The organism is Corallococcus macrosporus DSM 14697 (assembly GCF_002305895.1).
In the GTDB taxonomy this organism is placed as follows: domain Bacteria; phylum Myxococcota; class Myxococcia; order Myxococcales; family Myxococcaceae; genus Myxococcus; species Myxococcus macrosporus.
Map to the genome: position 1 here is coordinate 7,033,362 of NZ_CP022203.1, position 19,250 is coordinate 7,052,611.

The following is a 19,250-nucleotide window of genomic DNA, read 5'->3' on the forward strand; positions in this document are numbered from 1 at the left end:
GCCGCGTGCCGTTGCATGCGCCATGCTCAATGCCGCGCCTCGGGGGTGCGCCCCGGCGCCGTCCAGAACCGGAGACGGCGCGTGTGAAGCAGGCACCACTCGCCCCAGGCCATGCGCGCCGTCGCTTCGCCACGAGCATCCGCTGGCGAGCCCGCATGTTTCACGCGGCCTGCGTGTCCGAGGGCATTCATGCGACGCCTGGCCCGCCTTCCCGCATGCATGCAGCCGCCGGCGGAGGTGACGGCCCACACGGCCGCTCGCCTGCTCAAACGCACGCGTGTTGTTCACATTCGTGAAGGCTTCGCGCCGACATGTGGAGTGAACGGGCACGCTGCCCCCACAGCCCACCTGAGCATTGCCGTTGCCGTGCGCCCGGGAAATGACCGTTCAGGCGTTCACTACCCCCCGTGCAGCCGGTGTGCGCCTACCCCCGTGGGCGAGGGCCCTTATAATCAAAGTGCCTTTTCACCCCGTGGAGGGGGTGCGCCTTCGGGCGTTCCATCCCTGACACGAGCGTAACGCGCGGTCCCACTCCGCGGCGGGGTCCCGAAGGGGCAGCAGGGCTGTCGTGCCTGGGACCTCGTTGGGGTGGGTGTGGAATGGCAGTCATGCCCTCCAGGTTGACCATTTTGGCCCCCTGTCGGCGCGGCTATTCCGCGTCCCGGGAGGCTCCGAGGGAGAGACATGAAGGATGCTGAGAAGGGTTCGTGGGTCTCCAGAATCGCCGCCTTGCAGGACGCGAAGACCTACGCGGAGCTCAACTGGGAAGGTTCGTTCGAGGAGTACCTCGAAATCGTCCGGCAGAACCCCAAGGTCACCCGCACCGCCTTCCAGAGGATCTACGACATGATCCTCAGCCACGGAAAGACGGAGTACATCGACAACAAGAAGAAGCTCATCCGCTACCACTTCTTCAGTGACGAGAAGTTCGGCGGCCGGGACGCCATCTTCGGGCTCGATGTCCCGCTCATGAAGCTGGTCAACGTCTTCAAGTCCGCCGCCCAGGGCTACGGCACCGAGAAGCGCGTCATCCTCCTCCATGGTCCGGTGGGCTCGTCCAAGTCCACCATCGCCCGCCTGCTGAAGAAGGGCACCGAGGACTACTCCAAGACGCCGGAGGGCGCCGCGTACACCTTCTCCTGGCTCACCGACAAGAAGGGCGCCGACGGCGCCCCGGTGAAGGAGAAGATGAAGTGCCCGATGAACGAGGAGCCGCTCAACCTCATCCCCAAGGAGTGGCGCTCCAAGATCCACGCCGAGCTGTCCCCGCCGGAGTCCGGCTACACCATCCCGGACGGCTCCGAGCTGTGCCCCGCCTGCCGCTTCGTCTTCAAGGAACTGATGACGCAGTACCAGGGTGACTTCGCCAAGGTGATGGGCCACATCCGCGTCAACCGGCTCGTCTTCAGTGAGAAGGACCGCGTGGGCATTGGCACCTTCCAGCCCAAGGACGAGAAGAACCAGGACTCCACCGAGCTCACCGGCGACATCAACTACCGGAAGATCGCCGAGTACGGCTCCGACTCCGACCCGCGCGCCTTCAACTTCGACGGCGAGTTCAACATCGCCAACCGCGGCATCATCGAGTTCGTCGAGGTGCTGAAGCTGGACGTCGCGTTCCTCTACGACCTGCTCGGCGCGTCGCAGGAGCACAAAATCAAGCCGAAGAAGTTCCCGCAGACGGACATCGACGAGGTCATCCTCGGCCACACCAACGAGCCCGAGTACAAGAAGCTCGAGAACAACGAGTTCATGGAGGCGCTCCGGGACCGCACGGTGAAGATCGACGTGCCGTACATCACCAAGCTGTCGGAGGAGGTGAAGATCTACGAGAAGGACTTCAACTCCCGCGCCATCAAGGGCAAGCACATTGCCCCGCACACGCTGGAGATGGCCGCCATGTGGGCCGTCCTCACGCGCCTGGAGGAGCCCAAGAAGCACAACCTGTCGCTGCTCCAGAAGCTCAAGCTCTACAACGGCAAGACGCTCCCGAACTTCACCGAGGACAACATCAAGGAGCTGCGCAAGGAGAGCAACCGCGAGGGCCTGGAGGGCATCTCCCCGCGCTACATCCAGGACAAGATCTCCAACGCCCTGGTGAGCGACAAGGGCGAGGGCTGCATCAACCCCTTCATGGTCCTCAACGAGCTGGAGGCCGGCCTCAAGACGCACTCGCTCATCAACAACGAGGACGTGCGCAAGGGGATGAAGGAGCTGCTCACGGCGGTGAAGCAGGAGTACGAGGACATCGTCAAGAACGAGGTCCAGCGCGCCATCTCCGCGGACGAGGACGCCATCGCCAAGCTGTGCGGCAACTACATCGACAACATCAAGGCCTACACCCAGAAGGAGAAGGTCAAGAACAAGTACACCGGCCTCTACGAGGAGCCCGATGAGCGGCTGATGCGGTCCATCGAGGAGAAGATCGACATCCCCGACACCCGCAAGGACGACTTCCGCCGCGAAATCATGAACTACATCGGCGCGCTGGCCGTGGAGGGGAAGACCTTCAACTACCGGACCAATGAGCGGCTCCACAAGTCGCTGGAGCTGAAGCTGTTCGAGGACCAGAAGGACAGCATCAAGCTCAAGAACCTGGTGTCCTCCGTCGTGGACAAGGAGACGCAGGAGAAGATCGACCTGGTGAAGGACCGGATGATGAAGAACTACGGGTACTGCGAGATCTGCTCCACCGACGTGCTGAACTTCGTGGCGAGCATCTTCGCCCGCGGCGACGCGAAGGAGTAACACCGAGAGAGGGGCGAGCCGCCGTGACCTTGAAGATTCACCAGGACCACTCCCGCTTCAAACAGATTGTCCGGGGGAAGATCAAAGCCAACCTGCGCAAGTACGTGCAGAAGGGGGAGATGATTGGCAAGAAGGGGAAGGACGCCATCTCCATCCCCATCCCCTTCATCGACATCCCCCGCTTCAAGTACGGCCACAAGGAGCAGGGTGGCGTCGGCCAGGGTGACGGCGAGGTCGGCCAGCAGCTCGGCCCCGGGGCGGTGGAGCCCGGAGAGGGCCACCAGGCCGGCCAGGGCGAGGGAGACCACGCCCTGGAGGTGGACGTCACGCTCGACGAGCTCGCCCAGATTCTGGGCGAGGAGCTGCAGCTCCCCCACATCGAGCGGCGGCAGAGCGAGCGCATCGTCACCCAGAAGATCCGCTACACCGGCGTCAACACCACCGGCCCGGAGTCGCTGCGGCACTTCAAGCGGACCTTCAAGCAGGCCCTGCGGCGGCAGATCGCCGCGGGCACGTATGACCCGGCGCGGCCCGTCATCATCCCCACGCGCGAGGACCGCCGCTACCGCAGCTACAAGCTGCAGGACCTGCCGGACACCAACGCGGTCATCATCTACATGATGGACGTGTCCGGCTCCATGGGTGACGAGCAGAAGGAGATCGTCCGCATCGAGAGCTTCTGGCTCGATACGTGGCTGCGCCACCAATACAAGGGCCTGGAGGCGCGCTACATCATCCACGACGCGGTGGCGCGCGAGGTGGACCGGGACACGTTCTTCCACACCCGCGAGTCCGGCGGCACGATGATCTCCAGCGCCTACAAGCTCTGCCGGGACATCATCCTGGCGGACTACCCGAAGAGCGCGTGGAACATCTACCCGTTCCACTTCAGCGACGGGGACAACTGGAGCGCGGATGACACGCGGCAGTGCATCGAGATGCTGCGCGATGACGTGCTGCCCAACGTCAACCAGTTCGCCTACGGCCAGGTGGAGTCCCCTTACGGCAGCGGCCAGTTCATCAAGGATTTGCGCGAGGCGGTGGGAGAGTCGTCCAACGTCGCGCTGAGCGAAATCGCGGACAAGGACGCCATCTACGCGTCCATCAAGGACTTCCTCGGCAAGGGCCGCTGACCTCAGCGGGCCTTTCCCACCGGAGCGACTGCCCGATGCCCAAGAGCCTCACCCCCCGCCTCGCCGCGCTCCGGGACGAAATCCATGGCTACGCCAAGGAGTTCGGCCTGGACTTCTTCGACACCCGCTTCGAGATGGTGTCCTACGACGAGATGAACATGGTGGCCGCCTACGGCGGCTTCCCCACCCGCTACCCCCACTGGCGCTGGGGCATGGAGTACGAGCAGCTCGCCAAGGGCTACGAGTACGGGCTGAGCAAGATCTACGAGCTCGTCATCAACAATGACCCTTGCTACGCCTACTTGATGGAGAGCAACCCGGAGGTGGACCAGAAGCTCGTCATGGCCCACGTCTACGGACACTGCGACTTCTTCAAGAACAACTTCTCCTTCCGGCACACCAACCGCCGGATGATTGACGAGATGGCCAACCACGCCACGCGGGTGCGGCGCTGGGTGGACAAGATTGGCGTGGAGAAGGTCGAGGACTTCATCGACCGGACGCTGAGCCTGGAGAACCTCATCGACCAGCACGCGCCGCACATCCGGCGCAACCCGGACCCGAGGAAGGCCGAGGACGAGCTCAAGGCCAACGAGCGCGTGGAGGGCTTCAAGGTGGGCCGCGAGTACATGCGCGGCTACATCAACCCGTCCGAGTTCCTCGACTCGCAGCGCAAGAAGGTGGAGGACGAGAAGCAGCGCGCCAAGAAGTTCCCCGAGCGCCCCCAGCGCGACGTGCTGCTCTTCCTGCTGGAGGAGGCCCCGCTGGAGCCGTGGGAGGCGGACATCCTCGCCATCCTGCGTGACGAGGCCTACTACTTCGCGCCCCAGGGCCAGACGAAGATCATGAACGAGGGGTGGGCCAGCTACTGGCACTCCACCATCATGACGCGCCGGGCCCTCAAGGACGACGAAATCATCGACTACGCGGACCACCACTCCGGCACCATGGGGACGCGCCCGGGCGCCATCAACCCGTACAAGCTGGGCATCGAGCTGTGGCGGGACATCGAGGAGCGGTGGAACAAGGGCCGCTTCGGCAAGGAGTGGGACGAGTGCGACGACCTCCGCGCGCGCCGCGCCTGGGACAAGAAGCTGGGCGCCGGCCGTGAAAAAATCTTCGAGGTCCGCAAGCACTACAACGACATCACCTTCATCGACACGTTCCTGACGCCCGAGTTCGCGATGGAGCAGAAGCTCTTCGTGTACGGCTTCAACGACAAGCGCAACTCGTGGGAAATCTTGGACCGCGAGTTCAAGAAGGTGAAGAACAAGCTCCTGCAGGGGCTCACCAACTTCGGCCAGCCCATCATCGAGGTGGTGGACGGCAACTTCGAGAACCGCAGCGAGCTGCTGCTGGCGCACCGCCACGACGGCCAGGACCTCAAGGGGGACTACGCGCGCGAGACGCTGCGCAACCTCCAGTCCCTGTGGCGCCGGCCCGTCAACATCCTCACGCGGTACGACAACAAGGGCGCCATGCTGCGCTTCGACGGGCAGAGCCACTCCGAGCGGAAGGTGGAGCTCTGAGCGGCCCCGCCGGGCCCCGGAGGCTCGGCGCCCGCGCCCCTTCCAGGTGGTGCCCGGCGCTGCGCCTGAAGCCCTGAGGACACCGGTCAGGCCAGGTCCGCCGGGAGGCCGCGCCCAGGCAGCCAGGCAGCCGAGCCCGGAAATTTCCCGGCCCTTCGCTGGGCGGGCGCCAGGGTGTCCACTAGACTCGGCGGCTCCCCATGCGAATCGCCTCCCTGCTCTGCCTGGCCGCCGCGCTGCTGGCCTCGACGTCCGAAGCCGCTGTCCGCTACGTCATCAAGAACCGCCGCATCGAGCCGAACCAGACGCTCGCCAAGGCGCTTCACGACGCGCAGCTCCCGGACGCGCAGGTGGCCGCGGTCATCTCCGCGCTGGAGGGCGTGTTCGACTTCCGCAAGTCGCGCGTGGGCGACCAGCTGCGGCTCGTCATGCGCGACGGGGAGCTGGACTTCTTCGACTACCGCCAGAGCATGGTGGACGAGTGGCAGGTCCGCCGCGACGGCGAGAAGTACGTGGGCAGCAAGCGCGCCATCGAGGTGGAGAAGCAGGTCGCCGTCGTCGCGCTGGAAATCCAGTCGTCGCTGTACGAGGCGGCGGTGGACGCGGGCGAGGACCCGGCCATCGGCATGGTGCTGGCGGACGTGTTCGCCTGGGACATCGACTTCTACCGCGACGTGCGCAAGGGCGACACGGCGCGCGCGCTGGTGGAGAAGTTCGTCTCCAAGGGCCGGCTGCTGCGCTACGGCGACGTGCTGGCCGCGACGTACGCGGGCGGCCTGGTGGGCGACAAGAAGGTGTTCCGCTACGTGCTCCCGGACGGGCAGCCCAACTACTTCAACGAGGAGGGCGCCAGCGCGAAGAAGACCTTCCTCAAGACGCCGCTGAAGTACGCCAACATCACCAGCCGCTTCGGCTCGCGCTTCCACCCGGTGCTCAAGTACCTCAAGGCCCACAACGGCGTGGACTACGGCACCCCCATTGGCACCCCCGTGTGGGCGGTGGCGGACGGCACGGTGACGCAGGCGGGCTACGCGGGCGCCGCCGGCAACATGGTGGTCATCCGCCACGCCAACGGCTTCGAGACGCAGTACATGCACCTGTCCCGCTTCGGCGAGGGTGTCCGCGCGGGCGCGCGCGTGCGGCAGAAGCAGGTCATCGCCTACTCCGGCAACACCGGCCGCTCCACCGGCCCGCACCTGCACTTCGGCCTCAAGCGCCACGGCAAGTACACCAACCCGCTCAACCAGCAGTACCCCCGCGCGGACCCGCTGCCCAAGGAGCTGCTGCCGGACTTCCTCGCCAAGGCGCAGGAGCTGACGGCGCAGATGGAGGCCGTGTCCGTGGCCGCCGTCGCCGGGAAGGCCGCGGCGCTGCCTTGAGGCCCTGACACCGCGCGCCCCGTTCGCGGGCCGCGCGCCGCGGTGGGCCTACTCCCAGGTGATGACGTAGTCGGCGCCGCTCACGCCACGCGGCGTGCCCACCACCCGGCTCTTGCAGCCGATGACGCTCAGCGCCTCCTGCAAGACGCCCTCGTGGTACTGCACCGGCTGCATGTCCCCGTGGAAGGCCAGGCGCACCTGCTTGTCCCCCAGCACCGCGTATTCACGCCGGCCGTAGCTCACCAGCGTGGAGTACGCGGTGGGCGCGTGGGACAGGAGCCGCTTGGGGTCTCCCTTGCCGATGAGCCGGTTGAGCGTCTGCCCCACCGTGGACTGGAAGAAGTGCGTGACGGCCGCTGCGCCGCAGGCCCGCACCGCGTCCTCCATGGCGCCGTAGACGGGCGTCAGCGCCTCCGACGTGGCGTACAGCAGGCGCAGGGCGTCCACCGCCGGATAGGAGAAGAAGTCCACCGGCGAGCGCTTGAAGAAGGGCTCCCGCAGCCGCGTGGCCGCCTCCGCGCCGAGCTTCTTCTCCGCCAGGTTGAACACCGCGTTGAAGATGAGCCCGCGCACCGTGTCTTCAGGCCGGATGACAGCCAGCCGTTGTTCAAGGTCGCTCGTCGGAAAACCCATGGCGGATTGATTTCTACATCAATCCGTCCCCGGGTTGGCGTCCCATCCACCGACAGGCAGTTCGCCGCCCTTCCGGGTGAGCTGCCGCAAGGGCCACGCCGCGCTTTCCCGGTGCGGCGCGAGACACGGCTGCGCTAGCCTGACGCACCTTCGCGTACCCGGGAAACTCCGGGGGTTGCGCGAAACCTTGAACCCGCAGCATCTACGTCCAGAGATATCCAGCGACATGGCCCCTCCTGCCTCCGCCTCCCAGCAGCCCCGCCCCGCCCAGCCGGCCACGACCGACGACAGCGGGCTTGGGAACGACGCGGCCAGCCTGCGCCGCTCCTTCCTCGACCACGTCCGTTACTCGCGCGGCAAGAACTACGAGTCCTCCACCCCCCATGACCGCTTCATGGCGCTGTCGCTCGCGGTGCGCGACAGGCTGGCGGACCGGTGGGTGAAGACGTCGCGCACGTACTACGAGAAGGACGTCAAGCGCGCCTACTACCTGTCCGCCGAGTACCTGCTGGGCCGAGCCCTGGGCAACAACCTGTTGAACCTGGGGATGTACGAAGCGGCCGCCGAGTCGATGCAGGAGGTGGGGGTGGACCTCACCAACCTGCTGGAGATGGAGCCGGACGCGGGCCTGGGCAACGGCGGCCTGGGGCGCCTGGCGGCGTGTTTCATGGAGTCGCTGGCCACGCTGGCCTACCCCGGCATGGGGTACGGCATCCGCTACGAGTTCGGCATCTTCACGCAGGACATCGTGGACGGGTACCAGGTGGAGCGCGCCGACGAGTGGCTCAAGTTCGGCAACCCGTGGGAAATCGTCCGGCCGGAGAAGGCGGTGCCGGTGCGCTTCTTCGGGCGCGTGGAGCACCACCAGGGCCCGGATGGCCGGCCCGTGGCGCGCTGGGTGGGCGGCAAGACGGTGGTGGGCGTGCCGTATGACACGCCCATCGCCGGGTACCACAACAACACCGTCAACACGCTGCGGCTATGGCAGGCGCGCGCCTCCGAGGAGTTCGACCTGCTGCTCTTCAACGCGGGCGACTACGAGCGCTCGGTGGTGGAGAAGAACGACTCGGAGGTCATCTCCAAGGTCCTCTACCCCAACGACGCGTTCCAGGCCGGCAAGGAGCTGCGGCTCAAGCAGCAGTACTTCTTCGTCGCGTGCTCCATCGCGGACATCGTCCGGCGCTACCTGAAGAACCACACGGACTTCCGGGACTTCTCCCGCAAGGCGGCCATCCAGCTCAACGACACGCACCCGGCCATTGGCGTGGCGGAGCTGATGCGCGTGCTGGTGGACGAGAAGCGCCTGCTCTGGGACGAGGCGTGGCAGATTACCCAGGAGACCTTCGGCTACACCAACCACACGCTGCTGGCCGAGGCGATGGAGAAGTGGCCGGCGACGCTCTTCGAGCGGCTGCTGCCGCGGCACCTGGAAATCATCTACGAAATCAACTCGCGGTTCCTGCGGCAGGTGCAGATCCGCTACCCGTATGACCAGGAGAAGATGCGGCGGATGAGCCTGGTGGAGGAGGGGGCGGAGAAGAAGATCCGCATGGCCCACCTGGCCGTCGTGGGCAGCCACAGCGTCAACGGCGTGGCCGCGCTGCACACGGACCTGCTGCGCCGGGACGTGCTGACGGACTTCGCGGCCATGAACCCGGAGCGGTTCAACAACAAGACGAACGGCGTGACGCCGCGCCGCTGGCTGGCGTGGTGCAACCCCCGCCTGTCCAAGCTGATTACGTCCCGCATCGGTGACGGCTGGGCCATGGACCTGGACCAGCTCACGAAGCTGGAGGCGCACGCGGAGGACCCCGAGTTCCGCAAGGCCTTCCGTGACGTGAAGCGCGCCAACAAGGAGGACCTGGCGCGGCACATCCGTGACTTGCGCTGGGTGCAGCTCAACCCGGACGCCATCTTCGACGTTCAAATCAAGCGCCTGCACGAGTACAAGCGCCAGCTCCTCAACGCGCTGCACATCGTGGCGCTGTGGATGAAGGCGCGCAGGGACCCGTCCACCATCATCCACCCGCGGGCGTTCATCTTCGGCGCCAAGGCGGCGCCGGGCTACCACCTGGCGAAGCTGACCATCCGGCTCATCAACGGCATCGCCGAGGTGGTGAACAGCGACGCGGGCACCACGGGCCTGCAGGTGGTGTTCGCCCCCAACTACCGGGTGAGCCTGGCCGAGCGCATCATCCCCGCCGCCGACGTGTCCGAGCAGATTTCGACCGCGGGCATGGAGGCGTCTGGCACCGGCAACATGAAGCTGATGCTCAACGGCGCGCTGACGCTGGGCACGCTGGACGGCGCCAACGTGGAGATTCGCGACGCGGTGGGCGACGAGAACTTCTTCCTCTTCGGCCTCACGGCGGACGAGGTGATTGCCCGCAAGCGCGAGGGCTACCGGCCGCGCGACGAATACAACCAGCACCAGGAGCTGCGCGAGGCGCTGGACCTCATCTCCACCGGCTTCTTCTCGCCGGAGGACAAGCACCTCTTCAAGCCGCTGGTGGACAGCCTCCTGGAGGAGGACCGCTACCTCATGCTGGCGGACTTCCCGTCGTACATGGCGAAGCAGGAGGAAGTCGCCCACGCCTACAAGGACGCGGACGCCTGGGCGCGCAAGTGCATCATCAACGTGGCGCGCGGCGGCATCTTCTCCTCGGACCGGACCATCAAGCAGTACGCCGAGGAAATCTGGCGCATCCAGCAGACGCCGGTGGACCCGTGAGCGCCGGGCCTGCCTCCCCTCCCCTGACGGCCGGGGACGACACCGGCCGGAGGGCCCTGGAGGACGTGGTGCGGGCCTTCACCGACGCCTTCAACCGCGACGACCTGGACGCGGTGATGGCGTACTTCACGCCGGACGCGCTGTACGAGACGTACGACGGGAAGCAGTGCCGGGGCCTCGCGCAGGTGCGTGAGGCCTTCGAGGCGCAGTTCCGCGGGGACTTCGGGCGCATCCGCTTCCTCACCGAGGACATGGTGGTGGATGCGCCCGCGGGCAAGGTGGTGCTGCGGTGGCGCTGCCAGCACGAGGTGTCCGCGCGCCGCGGTCCGCGGCAGCTCATGTACCGGCTGCTGTATGGCCAGCACTTCGGCTGGTACGGGCTGGACGTCCTGCACTGGGAGGCAGGGCGTCTGCGCGAGAAGCGGACCTACGCCCAGGCAGGGCTGCCCCTGGTACGGCGTGGGAGGCCTTGAGGCCCAGGGAGGAGCGGCTCGGCGGCGCCAGCGGCCCTCCCACCTGCGTCGTGCGGGAAACATCCGCGGTGTCCGCTGAACAGCCGTGGACGTCCACCGCCCCCAATTCCAGCCACGGAACCGCGGGGTGATTGTCATTGGCGCCGCCAGGGCCGAGGACCTGCAGGCATGCGCACGCACGCCAGATGGGGCCTGGGAACGAGTACCGCCGTGCTGGGCCTGCTCGTGGGCTGGCGCCTCCTCTCCATGGGGCAGGCGTCCAGCACGCCGCCCGCCCCTGACGCCACGGGCGCCCAGCGCCATGCCGTGTCCGCCGCCGCCACGGGCGCTCCGGCGAGCCGCCCATCCGCGCCGGGTGCCATCAACGCGCCCGTCCCGGCGCCAGCGGAACCGGACGCGGAGCTGGAGCTGCTGCGCCTCGCCCTGCTGGAGCGCTTCGGCGCGCGGCTCCACGAGCCGTCCGTCCAGCTCCGGATGCTGGAGCAGCTCATGCGGTACTTCCAGGCGCGCGCGCCGGACCGCTGGCGCGAGGAGCTCCAGGCGTTCCTCCGGAAGGCCTTCCCCGGCCAGTACGAGGCGCTGGCCACCCTGCTCCGCGACCGTATGGACTACGAGCGCTGGGTGAAGGCCAACGACGCGTACCTGCGGGGACTGGACTCGAAGCAGCGCCGCTCGGCGGTCTGGGACGCGCGCAACCGCCTCTTCGGGCGGGAGACGGCGGCGCGCCTGTGGGCCTCGGAGCTGAAGCACCACGCCGTGGTGGACGCGCTGCGGGTGCTCGACGCGAGGGACGACCTGCCCCTCCCGGAGAAGCTGTCCGCCTACAAGGCGCGCCTGGGTGAAATCCATGGCGACGGGGCCCGGGACGACCTCGCCCGGCATCCACAGGAGACGATGAACCGCTTCCTGGACCTCCCCTCCGTGCAGCGCGAGCTGACGGGCATGCCGCCCGTGGAGCGGGCCCGGAGCCTGCGGGCCGTGCGGGAGGCGATGGGGCTCGACGACGAGGCCCTGCGGCGCTGGTCCACCCTGGACCAGCTCCGAGACGCCCGCTGGGAGGCGGGCCGCCGGTACATGGAGGAACGCGAGGCGCTGGCGCGCACGCTCACCGGAGACCTGCTGGAAGCCAGGCTCCGGGAGGTGCGCGCCCGGTACTTCGGCACCGAGGCGGACATCATCGCCCAGGAAGAAGCCGGTGGCCTCTTCCGCTTCACGCGCCCCCGGCAGTGGGGGCGCAACTGAGGCGCGGGCGCGGCGTCACGCCGCCTGGTTGAGCCACTCCTCGTAGGCGCGGGAGTCGTAGTCGCGGCCGAGGAAGGCGCTCACCAGCCGGGCCGCGTCGTCCGAGCCGCCCGGCTCCAGCACCGCGCGCCGGTAGGCCTGGGCGGGCTCCGGCGACAGCAGCCCCTTCTCCTGGAACACCGTGAACAGGTCCTTCGCGATGACGAGCGACCACATGTACGTGTAGTAGTTGGACGAGTACCCGTCGAGGTGGCCGAAGGAGAGGTGGAAGTAGGTGCCCTCCACGTACGGGAAGGGGGTGAACTTCCCCTGGAGCTCGCGCACCAGCGACACCGCGTCCACGCCCTCCGGCTTGCGGCGGTACAGCTCCAGGCTGAGCGCCGCGTAGAACATCTGCTGGCGCACCCACAGCCCCTTGCCGAACTCCTCCGCGCGGCGCATGCGCTCCACCACGTCCGCGGGGATGGGCTCGTTCGTCTGGTAGTGCTTCGCGAACGTCTGGAGGCTGGCGGTGTCCCGCGCCCACTCCTCCAGCATCTGCGACGGCGCCTCCACGAAGTCCCACTCCGTGCGCACGCCGGACACGCCCGCCCAGCGCGTGTGGCCGCCGAAGATGTGGTGCAGCAGGTGGCCGAACTCGTGGAAGAAGGTCTCCACGTCGCTGTGCTGGAGCAGCGCCGGCTCCGCGCCTGGACGGGGGAAGTTGCAGACGAGCACCCCTTCCGGCAGCCGCCGCCCCGACTTCCCGCTGGCGAGCGTGAACTGGGCCGCGTGCTTGTACTTGTCGTCGCGCGGGTGCATGTCCAGGTAGAAGCGGCCACGCAGCCGGGCGCCCTCGAACACGTCGTAGGCCTCCACGTCCGGGTGCCACACGGGCGCGTCCGGGACGCGGCGGTAGGTGACGCCGAACAGGCGCGCCGTCAGGTCGAGCACGCCCTGCTTCACGCGCGTGTACTCGTAGTAGGGCCGCACCACCTGCGAGTCGAAGGCGTACTGCTCCGCCTTCACGCGGTCCTCCAGGTACGCCTGGTCCCACGGGTTGACGCGCTCGGCGCCGGGGACGTCGCGGCGCTTGCGCTCCAGCAGCGTGGCGTAGTCGCGCTCCATGCGCGCGCCGGACGCGGCGGCGATCTTCTCGATGAAGTCCGAGGCCGCCCCCTCGTCCCGAATCATCTTGTCCTCGGTCGCGTAGGCCGCCCAGTTCCGGTAGCCCAGCAGCGTGGCCAGCTCGTTGCGACGGGAGACCATGCGCTGCAGGACGTCCCCGTTGGCGGGGTGGCCGCGCTGGCGGAAGACACGCCACATCTGCTCGCGGGCCTGGGCGTCGCGCGAGTACGTCATGAAGGGGACGATGTCCGGGTAGTCCGTGGTGATGCGCACCTTGCCGTCTGGCCCGGGCGGGTGGGCGCGCACGTAGTCGTCAGGCAGGCCCTGCAGCGCGGACGGCGGCAGCGCCTCCGTGCGCGTGTCCTGGCGGATGTTGCGGCTGAACTCCTGGCCGATGCGGACCAGCTCCTCCTGGAGCGCCTTCACCCGGGCGCGGGTGGCGTCGTCCCGGTCCACGCCGGCGCGGCGGAACTCGCGGAGCACCTTCTCCATCCACTTGCGCGTGGCGGCGTCCTCTCCGGACAGGTCCAACGCGGCCAGCACGTCATAGACGCCCCGGTCCATGCGGATGTCGTTGCTGAGCGTCTCCAGCGCCTGCTCGGCGGCCTCGGCGGCCTCGCGCATGGCCGCGTCCGGGTGCGCGTGGCGGGCGACGCTGGCCCGGGCCCCGGCGTCATCGAGCGCGGCCGTGGCCTCGTCGTAGAGCTCCAGCACCTCACGCGTGACATAGGGGGGACGGAGGGCCTTGAGCTGGGCGATTCCCGCCCGGGCGGTGGCCATGGCCTCCTCACCGGCGCGCGTGAATTCGGCCGGTGGGCAGGTGACGAGGCGGGCGGCGTCGGGGACTTGGCTCTCTGACACAGTCTGCTCCTGGGCGAGGTGACGGCGAAGGTACGGCCGCAAAGGTAATGCGCCGGACGCCGGGGAGCAGCAGGGATTGGCGATGGAAAAAGCAGAGGCCGCCCGGCGCATGCACGCCCGGCGGCCTCCAGGAGCGACGCGCGCCTGACGCCCGGCTACGGCTGTTCCGTCGGGCTCTGGGCGTTCTGTGGCTGACGAGCGGCCCGGGTGACGAAGTCCGCGGGTCCGGTGCCGTTGCCGCCGCTCACCTCGCTGATGACGACGTGGTTGGCCACGGGCGGCGCCACCGCCACCGCCACCGTCACCATGCCGTAGTTGCCCGTGCTCCCCTCCGCGACGACGCCGCTCTGGTCGCAGTACACCCACGCCTGGGCCGCCTCGGGCCCCTGGGTGAAGCGGTAGCGGAAGCCGTAGACGTAGTCGCCCGGCGCCTCGATGTTCAGGGACGCCACGCGCTCATCGTCGTTGCCCGGCCCGGTGAAGCCCGCGTTCGGCTCCGCCGCCACCCACGTCCACGAGGCCGGTGACGCGGCGTCCGTCCCGTAGCCCAGCTCCGCCACCAGGTGCGGGAAGCCATCGTTGCCGTGCTGGTTCCGGTTGCTCACCTGGGCCTCGTAGAACTGGCTGTAGACGGGCGCGTCGCTGCCCGCGGGGATGGGCTCGGTGAAGGACTTCGGGTACTGGATGACGCAGTAGTCCACCGGGCTGGTGATTTCGACGTCGCAGGATTCGTTGGTGCCGCCCGGCGTGCCCCGGCCTCCGCCCGGAAGCGACGCGTCCGAGTCACACCAGTACCAGACGTGCTGACTGGCCCGCGTGCCCACCACCACGGACGACAGGTTCATCGAGCGCCCCGTCGTCTGCGGGAAGGAGGCCGTGTACGCCACGTCATCCACCACGGTGGCGCCCATCTCGACGAAGAGGTGCCCCTCGTGTCCGAGCTCGAAGAGCGTGCTCCCGTAGCCGTACTGCGCCGGCACGCCACCGTTGGTGGCCACGTCCGCGTTGTTCGCGAGGACGAAGGTCCCCCGCCCCGGGACGATGAGCGGCCGGTCCCCGGTCGTCAGCACGCTGAAGTCCGTCTCGCCGCCCACGCCATGGTCGAAGCGGATGCGCAGGTTCGCGACGTCGCGCGGCCCGTCCACGGTGCTGGTCAGCTCGATGTACTCGGTGGTGTTCGCGTCGGGGCGGTGCATCACCTCGCTGATGACCAACTCCCCCGCCACGGGCGCGGGCGCCGTGTCACACGCCCCCGCGATGCAGACGCCGTCCTGGCCCGGGCAGACCTCCGTGGTCTCCGCGTACTGGCACTCCGCCAGGCCCGCCGTCACCACACACGCCTCCGCGTAGGTCGTGCGCTGCACGCCGTCCTCGTCGCACTCCGGCGCGCGCGGCTCGCAGATGAGGTCGCCGCAGGGGCCCGGCACCTCGATGGAGGCGAAGACCGGGGTGCTGCCGTTGTTCGCGCCGTCGAAGACGCGGAGCCCGAAGTACCAGGTGGCCGCCTCGTCCGGCGGCAGGGCGTGGACCACCTCCTCCGCCTGTCCCGGCGCCTGGGGCGCCTGGGTGGACACCTCGGTGGCCAGCGCGAAGTTCTGCGCGTCCAGCGGCTCGGCGCTGTAGCGCAGCTCATAGCGGGTCGCGTTGCCCAGGACGCCGTCATCCCCCGTGGCCAGCCACGACAGGCGGACCGTGGTGTTGTCCACCAGGCTCGCGCTCAGCGCCGGCTCCGCGGGCGCGACGTTGTCGGTGATGGTCACCAGCACGTCAACGGCCGGCAGCGACGGAGACTCCGTGGTCGCGGAGAGTACGAAGCTGCCCTCCTGGTCCAGCGTGAGGTCGTTGAAGACAGCCACGCCCGCGACCGGCGCCACCGTCAGGGTGCCGCCCAAGGTCACTCCCGGGGCGCCCACCAACTGGAGCGTCACGGGAGGCGACGTGACGTCGGCGACATTGCCGAACGCGTCCTGCAACGCCACCCGCGTCTCGGCCAGCGGCTGACGGACGTCGCCAGACTCCGGCGCTTCCAGGAACACGAGCTGCGAGGGAGCCCCCGCCGCCACGCTGAGGTCGACCGTGCTGGCGAGCGTGGCATCGCCGTCCGTGAACGTCACCGACTGCGCGCCCGCCGTCTGGAAGGTGATGTCGAAGGCGTGCGTGCCCTGGTCCGCCCCCCCGTACGTGTACGCGGAGAGGGGCGCCGCATCCGGGTCCGAGGACGTGGGCTGCACCGTCCCCGTGTAGTCCGGCAGCACGTTGCCGAAGCGGTCACGCGCGGTGACGGAGAAGGACTGAAGCTCGCCAGCGACAATGGCCTCGGAGGGCCCCTCCACGGCCAGCTCCGAGAGGAGGCCGGGCTGCACCGTCACCTCCGCGGACCCCGTCAGCGTGGGCGCCACCGTGTCCGTGACGACGAGCTGCCTGCTGCCCACCGCGGCGAACGTCACGTTGAAGAGGCGCTGGCCGCCGTCCGACTCGGTGAAGGCGTGGTCCGCGGGCACGGTGGCCTGTGCGTCCCCAGGAATCTCGAAGTGGACGGTGCCCCGGTACTCCGAGGCGAGGTTGCCGTGCGCGTCGCGCAGCGACACCGTGGCCGCCAGGGGCTCGCCCGCGAGCGTCGTCGCGGCGGCGAGCTCCACCGTGAGCAGGGCGGCCGGGCCCGCGAGGACCTGGGTGCTCACCGTCGCCGTCAGCCCCGCGTTGCCCACGTCCCGCACCGTCACCGAGCGCGCGCCGGAGGTCACCAGCGTGACCGGGAACGTGTACTGCCCCGCGTCCTGCCCGGGCACGAAGGTGTGGTCCGCGGGCAGCGTCGCCTCCGGGTCATCCGACTCGACGCGCACCGTGCCCGTGTAGCCCGTGACGATGTTGCCGTAGCCGTCACGCGCGGTGACGGTGAGGCTCTGCGCCGCGCCCGCCGCCACCTCGGCGGGGAGCGCGCTCAGCTCCAGCGCGGCCACCGCGCCGGTGCTCACCTCCACCTCCACCGTGGCGGTCAGCTCCGGCCGCGCCGTGTCCACCACGGTGACGCGCTGGGCCCCCGCGCTCCGCAGCGTCACGCCGGTGAAGGTCCGCTGTCCCTGGTCAGCGGCGGTGAAGGTGTAGTCGCCAGGCAGCTCCGCCTCGGCGTCGGTGGACGTGAAGCGCACCTCGCCGGTGTACCCCGTGACCACGTTTTCGTAGGTGTCATGCGCCGTCACCACCACGCTGTTCGCGGCGCCCGCGGCCACCGGCGAGACAAGGCCCGTGAGCGACAGACGGACGACCTCCCCCGGCGCGATGGTGAACGCGTCGCTGGGTAGGGGGTCCAGGCCCGTGGCCGTCGCGATGAAACGGTGCGTGCCCGCCTTCTCCACCACCACGCCGGAGAAGGTCGCCACACCCGCGACCGCGGCCACCTGCACCGGCGTGAAGCCGGGCTCGTCTTCCAGCGCGAGCGTCACGGGCGAGGTCGCCGAGGTGACGACCTGCCCGTCCTCATCCAGCAGGGAGACGCGGATGTCCGGCAGCGCCCCCCCCGCGTCCCCGCCCACCGGCTGCTGCGAGAAGCCGAGCCGAGCCACCCCCTGCACCTGCGTCTGCACCAGCAGGCTGGTGGAGCGGACCGCGTTGCCCTGGTTGTCCGCCACGCGCAGCGCCACATGGTAGTTCGTGCCCGGCGTCAGGCCCGTGAGGATGGCGGACTCCGGCGTGCCGGGCTCCGCGGGCGCGCCCAGGCCGCCCACCGGCGTCGCCAGGTTGAAGTCCGCGTCCGTCAGGATGGGGCTCAGCGAGTAGCGCAGCTCCTGCGACGCCGCCCGCCCCGCGTCACCGTCGTCGCCCACCGCCGCCCAGGACACCGTGACGCTGTCGGGCGTGGCCGCGCTCGCGGTGAGGACCGGGACGGCGGGGAACACGTCGTCGACGATGTCGATGTCCGTACTCGTGGCCGGCGGCAGCCCGTCAGCGGTGGCCTGAAGCTGGAAGCGCCCCTCCTCGTCCACGTGCACGTTGGTGAAGGTCACCAGCCCTTCCACCGGCGCCCGCTCGGTGACACCGCGCAGCGGCCCGCTCCCCTCGGGCAGCAGGGACAGCGTCACCGAAGGCGCGCCCACCGGCGTCCGGTTGCCCTGCGCGTCCTGGAGCACCACCACCACGTCCGTCAGCGCGGCGCGCACGGACACACGCGAAGGCACGCGCGCGAAGGCCAGCGCCGCGGTGGGCCCGGCCGAGACGCGCACGTCCTGCCGCCCCGCCAGGCCCTCCTGCGCGGCGTCCTGCACGTCGACGCGCTGGGTGCCCGCCTGCCGCAAGGTGATGCCCGTGAAGCGGAAGCGGCCCGCATCCGCCTCCGTGAAGGCATGCGCGGCCGGCAGCGTGGCCGCGGCATCGGAGGACTGCACGCTCAGCGTGCCGCGGTAGCCGCTGGCGACGTTGCCGAACGCGTCCCGCACCGTCACGTCCGCGGCGTGCGTGGCGCCCGCCATCACCGTCGCGGGCAGCCCCGTCAGCTCGACGGTCGCGGCGGCGGCCGGCGTCACGTCGAAGGAAGGGCTGACCGCGCCCTCGACACCTTCGGTGTCGGCCTTGAGCTGATAGCCCAGGCCCGCGCGCGTCAGCACCACTTCGGGGAAGCGGGCGACACCTTCCACGGCCTGCGCCCGAAGCGTGCCCCCCAGGGAGGCCCCACCGGGGCCCGCGGCCAGCGAGAGCGTCACCTCCCCCGTGGCGGACGGCACCAAGCGGCCTTCGGCATCCCGGAACTCGACGTCCAGCCCGCCAATGGGCGCGCCGGCCCGGGCCGACAGCGAGGGCGCCAGGAAGGCCAGCCGCGAGGCCCGCTGCGCGGTGAAGCCGATGACGGGGCGCGCGCCCAGCACCACCGCGCCGCCCTCCGCGTCCACCGAGGCCGTCACCCGCTTGTCGCCACCCCGCATGGACACCACGGACGCCGTGGCGACGCCCTGGGCATTCGTCCGGTCCGCGGGCTGCGTCACGGTGTTGCCGTCGCCGGACACCTCCACCCGCACCGTGCGGCCTTCCAGGGGCGAGCCGTCCTTCTGCCGCACCGTCACGGTGATGGTGACCCGGTCCACGCCATCCGCTCGCACCTGCTCGGACCGGTCGACCTGGACCGTGGAGAGAGCGGCGTCAGGCAACACCTTCACGGGTAGTGGGATGGGCGACGTCGAGTCACCACCACATCCCACCAGCACGACGCCGAGGCACAACACACCCAACCCGAGCAACCGGGAGAGCGCGAGAGGACTACGGAACATGAGCGGCTCCGGGAACGAACGAACCCCGCATGGGAGAGAGCACTCGCGAGGTCCCAGTGCCTTCTACCAGACAACCCCCTCCATCACGTAGACCCCCACCAGAGCTTTGCATCCCGGGTGGAAACCACGGGGGCTGTCGTGACCCATGTCCCGCGT

Annotated in this window: 10 protein-coding genes; 7 read left to right on the forward strand and 3 right to left on the reverse strand. The window is 69.1% G+C overall.

Annotated features, from left to right (window positions below; all coding sequences use genetic code 11):
• Positions 1 to 684: 684 nt before the first annotated feature.
• From MYMAC_RS28295 to MYMAC_RS28310, 4 genes are all read left to right on the forward strand, one after another.
• The gene (locus tag MYMAC_RS28295) at positions 685 to 2,748 is read left to right on the forward strand and encodes a PrkA family serine protein kinase (protein ID WP_013938474.1); all 2,064 of its coding nucleotides are present in this window, start codon (positions 685 to 687) and stop codon (positions 2,746 to 2,748) included.
• 23 nt (positions 2,749 to 2,771) lie between these two features.
• The gene (locus tag MYMAC_RS28300) at positions 2,772 to 3,881 is read left to right on the forward strand and encodes a DUF444 family protein (protein WP_013938473.1); all 1,110 of its coding nucleotides are present in this window, start codon (positions 2,772 to 2,774) and stop codon (positions 3,879 to 3,881) included.
• 35 nt (positions 3,882 to 3,916) lie between these two features.
• Positions 3,917 to 5,410 carry a SpoVR family protein gene (locus tag MYMAC_RS28305; RefSeq protein WP_095960338.1) on the forward strand — a complete coding sequence of 498 codons (1,494 nt, stop codon included), beginning with the start codon at positions 3,917 to 3,919 and terminating at the stop codon, positions 5,408 to 5,410.
• A gap of 200 nt (positions 5,411 to 5,610) precedes the next feature.
• Positions 5,611 to 6,789 carry a M23 family metallopeptidase gene (locus MYMAC_RS28310; protein WP_095960339.1) on the forward strand — a complete coding sequence of 393 codons (1,179 nt, stop codon included), beginning with the start codon at positions 5,611 to 5,613 and terminating at the stop codon, positions 6,787 to 6,789.
• Positions 6,790 to 6,837: 48 nt separating this feature from the next.
• Here MYMAC_RS28310 and MYMAC_RS28315 read toward each other — a convergent pair whose 3' ends face one another.
• Positions 6,838 to 7,422, reverse strand: coding sequence for a TIGR02265 family protein (locus tag MYMAC_RS28315; protein WP_095960340.1), 585 nt, complete (start codon positions 7,420 to 7,422; stop codon positions 6,838 to 6,840).
• A gap of 226 nt (positions 7,423 to 7,648) precedes the next feature.
• On the opposite strand from MYMAC_RS28315, the gene MYMAC_RS28320 reads away from it, so the two are divergent.
• The 3 genes from MYMAC_RS28320 to MYMAC_RS28330 all read left to right on the forward strand — a co-directional run bounded on the left by MYMAC_RS28320 (position 7,649) and on the right by MYMAC_RS28330 (position 11,868).
• Complete coding sequence (locus MYMAC_RS28320; protein WP_095960341.1) at positions 7,649 to 10,153, forward strand: glycogen/starch/alpha-glucan phosphorylase; 2,505 nt, start codon at positions 7,649 to 7,651, stop codon at positions 10,151 to 10,153.
• Positions 10,150 to 10,626: a YybH family protein gene (locus tag MYMAC_RS28325; RefSeq protein ID WP_095960342.1), complete on the forward strand. Its 477-nt coding sequence runs from the start codon at positions 10,150 to 10,152 to the stop codon at positions 10,624 to 10,626. Before MYMAC_RS28320 ends, MYMAC_RS28325 begins: the two co-directional genes overlap by 4 nt.
• 210 nt (positions 10,627 to 10,836) lie before the next feature.
• Positions 10,837 to 11,868: a hypothetical protein gene (locus MYMAC_RS28330; RefSeq protein ID WP_239989063.1), complete on the forward strand. Its 1,032-nt coding sequence runs from the start codon at positions 10,837 to 10,839 to the stop codon at positions 11,866 to 11,868.
• Positions 11,869 to 11,883: 15 nt separating this feature from the next.
• Here the strand turns inward: MYMAC_RS28330 and MYMAC_RS28335 are convergent, their stop codons facing one another.
• A complete protein-coding gene (locus tag MYMAC_RS28335; protein ID WP_095960344.1) occupies positions 11,884 to 13,836 on the reverse strand; it encodes a M3 family metallopeptidase in 1,953 nt (650 codons plus the stop codon).
• 155 nt (positions 13,837 to 13,991) lie between these two features.
• Positions 13,992 to 19,094 carry an Ig-like domain-containing protein gene (locus MYMAC_RS28340; RefSeq protein WP_239989064.1) on the reverse strand — a complete coding sequence of 1,701 codons (5,103 nt, stop codon included), beginning with the start codon at positions 19,092 to 19,094 and terminating at the stop codon, positions 13,992 to 13,994.
• Positions 19,095 to 19,250 lie beyond the last annotated feature (156 nt).

Bases quoted from the DNA above. Each gene is read 5' to 3' on its own strand.
- MYMAC_RS28295 (WP_013938474.1), top strand. From the start codon at position 685: ATGAAGGATGCTGAGAAGGGTTCGTGGGTCTCCAGAATCGCCGCCTTG.
- MYMAC_RS28305 (WP_095960338.1), top strand. From the start codon at position 3,917: ATGCCCAAGAGCCTCACCCCCCGCCTCGCCGCGCTCCGGGACGAAATC.
- MYMAC_RS28310 (WP_095960339.1), top strand. From the start codon at position 5,611: ATGCGAATCGCCTCCCTGCTCTGCCTGGCCGCCGCGCTGCTGGCCTCG.
- MYMAC_RS28315 (WP_095960340.1), bottom strand. From the start codon at position 7,422: ATGGGTTTTCCGACGAGCGACCTTGAACAACGGCTGGCTGTCATCCGG.
- MYMAC_RS28320 (WP_095960341.1), top strand. From the start codon at position 7,649: ATGGCCCCTCCTGCCTCCGCCTCCCAGCAGCCCCGCCCCGCCCAGCCG.
- MYMAC_RS28340 (WP_239989064.1), bottom strand. From the start codon at position 19,094: ATGTTCCGTAGTCCTCTCGCGCTCTCCCGGTTGCTCGGGTTGGGTGTG.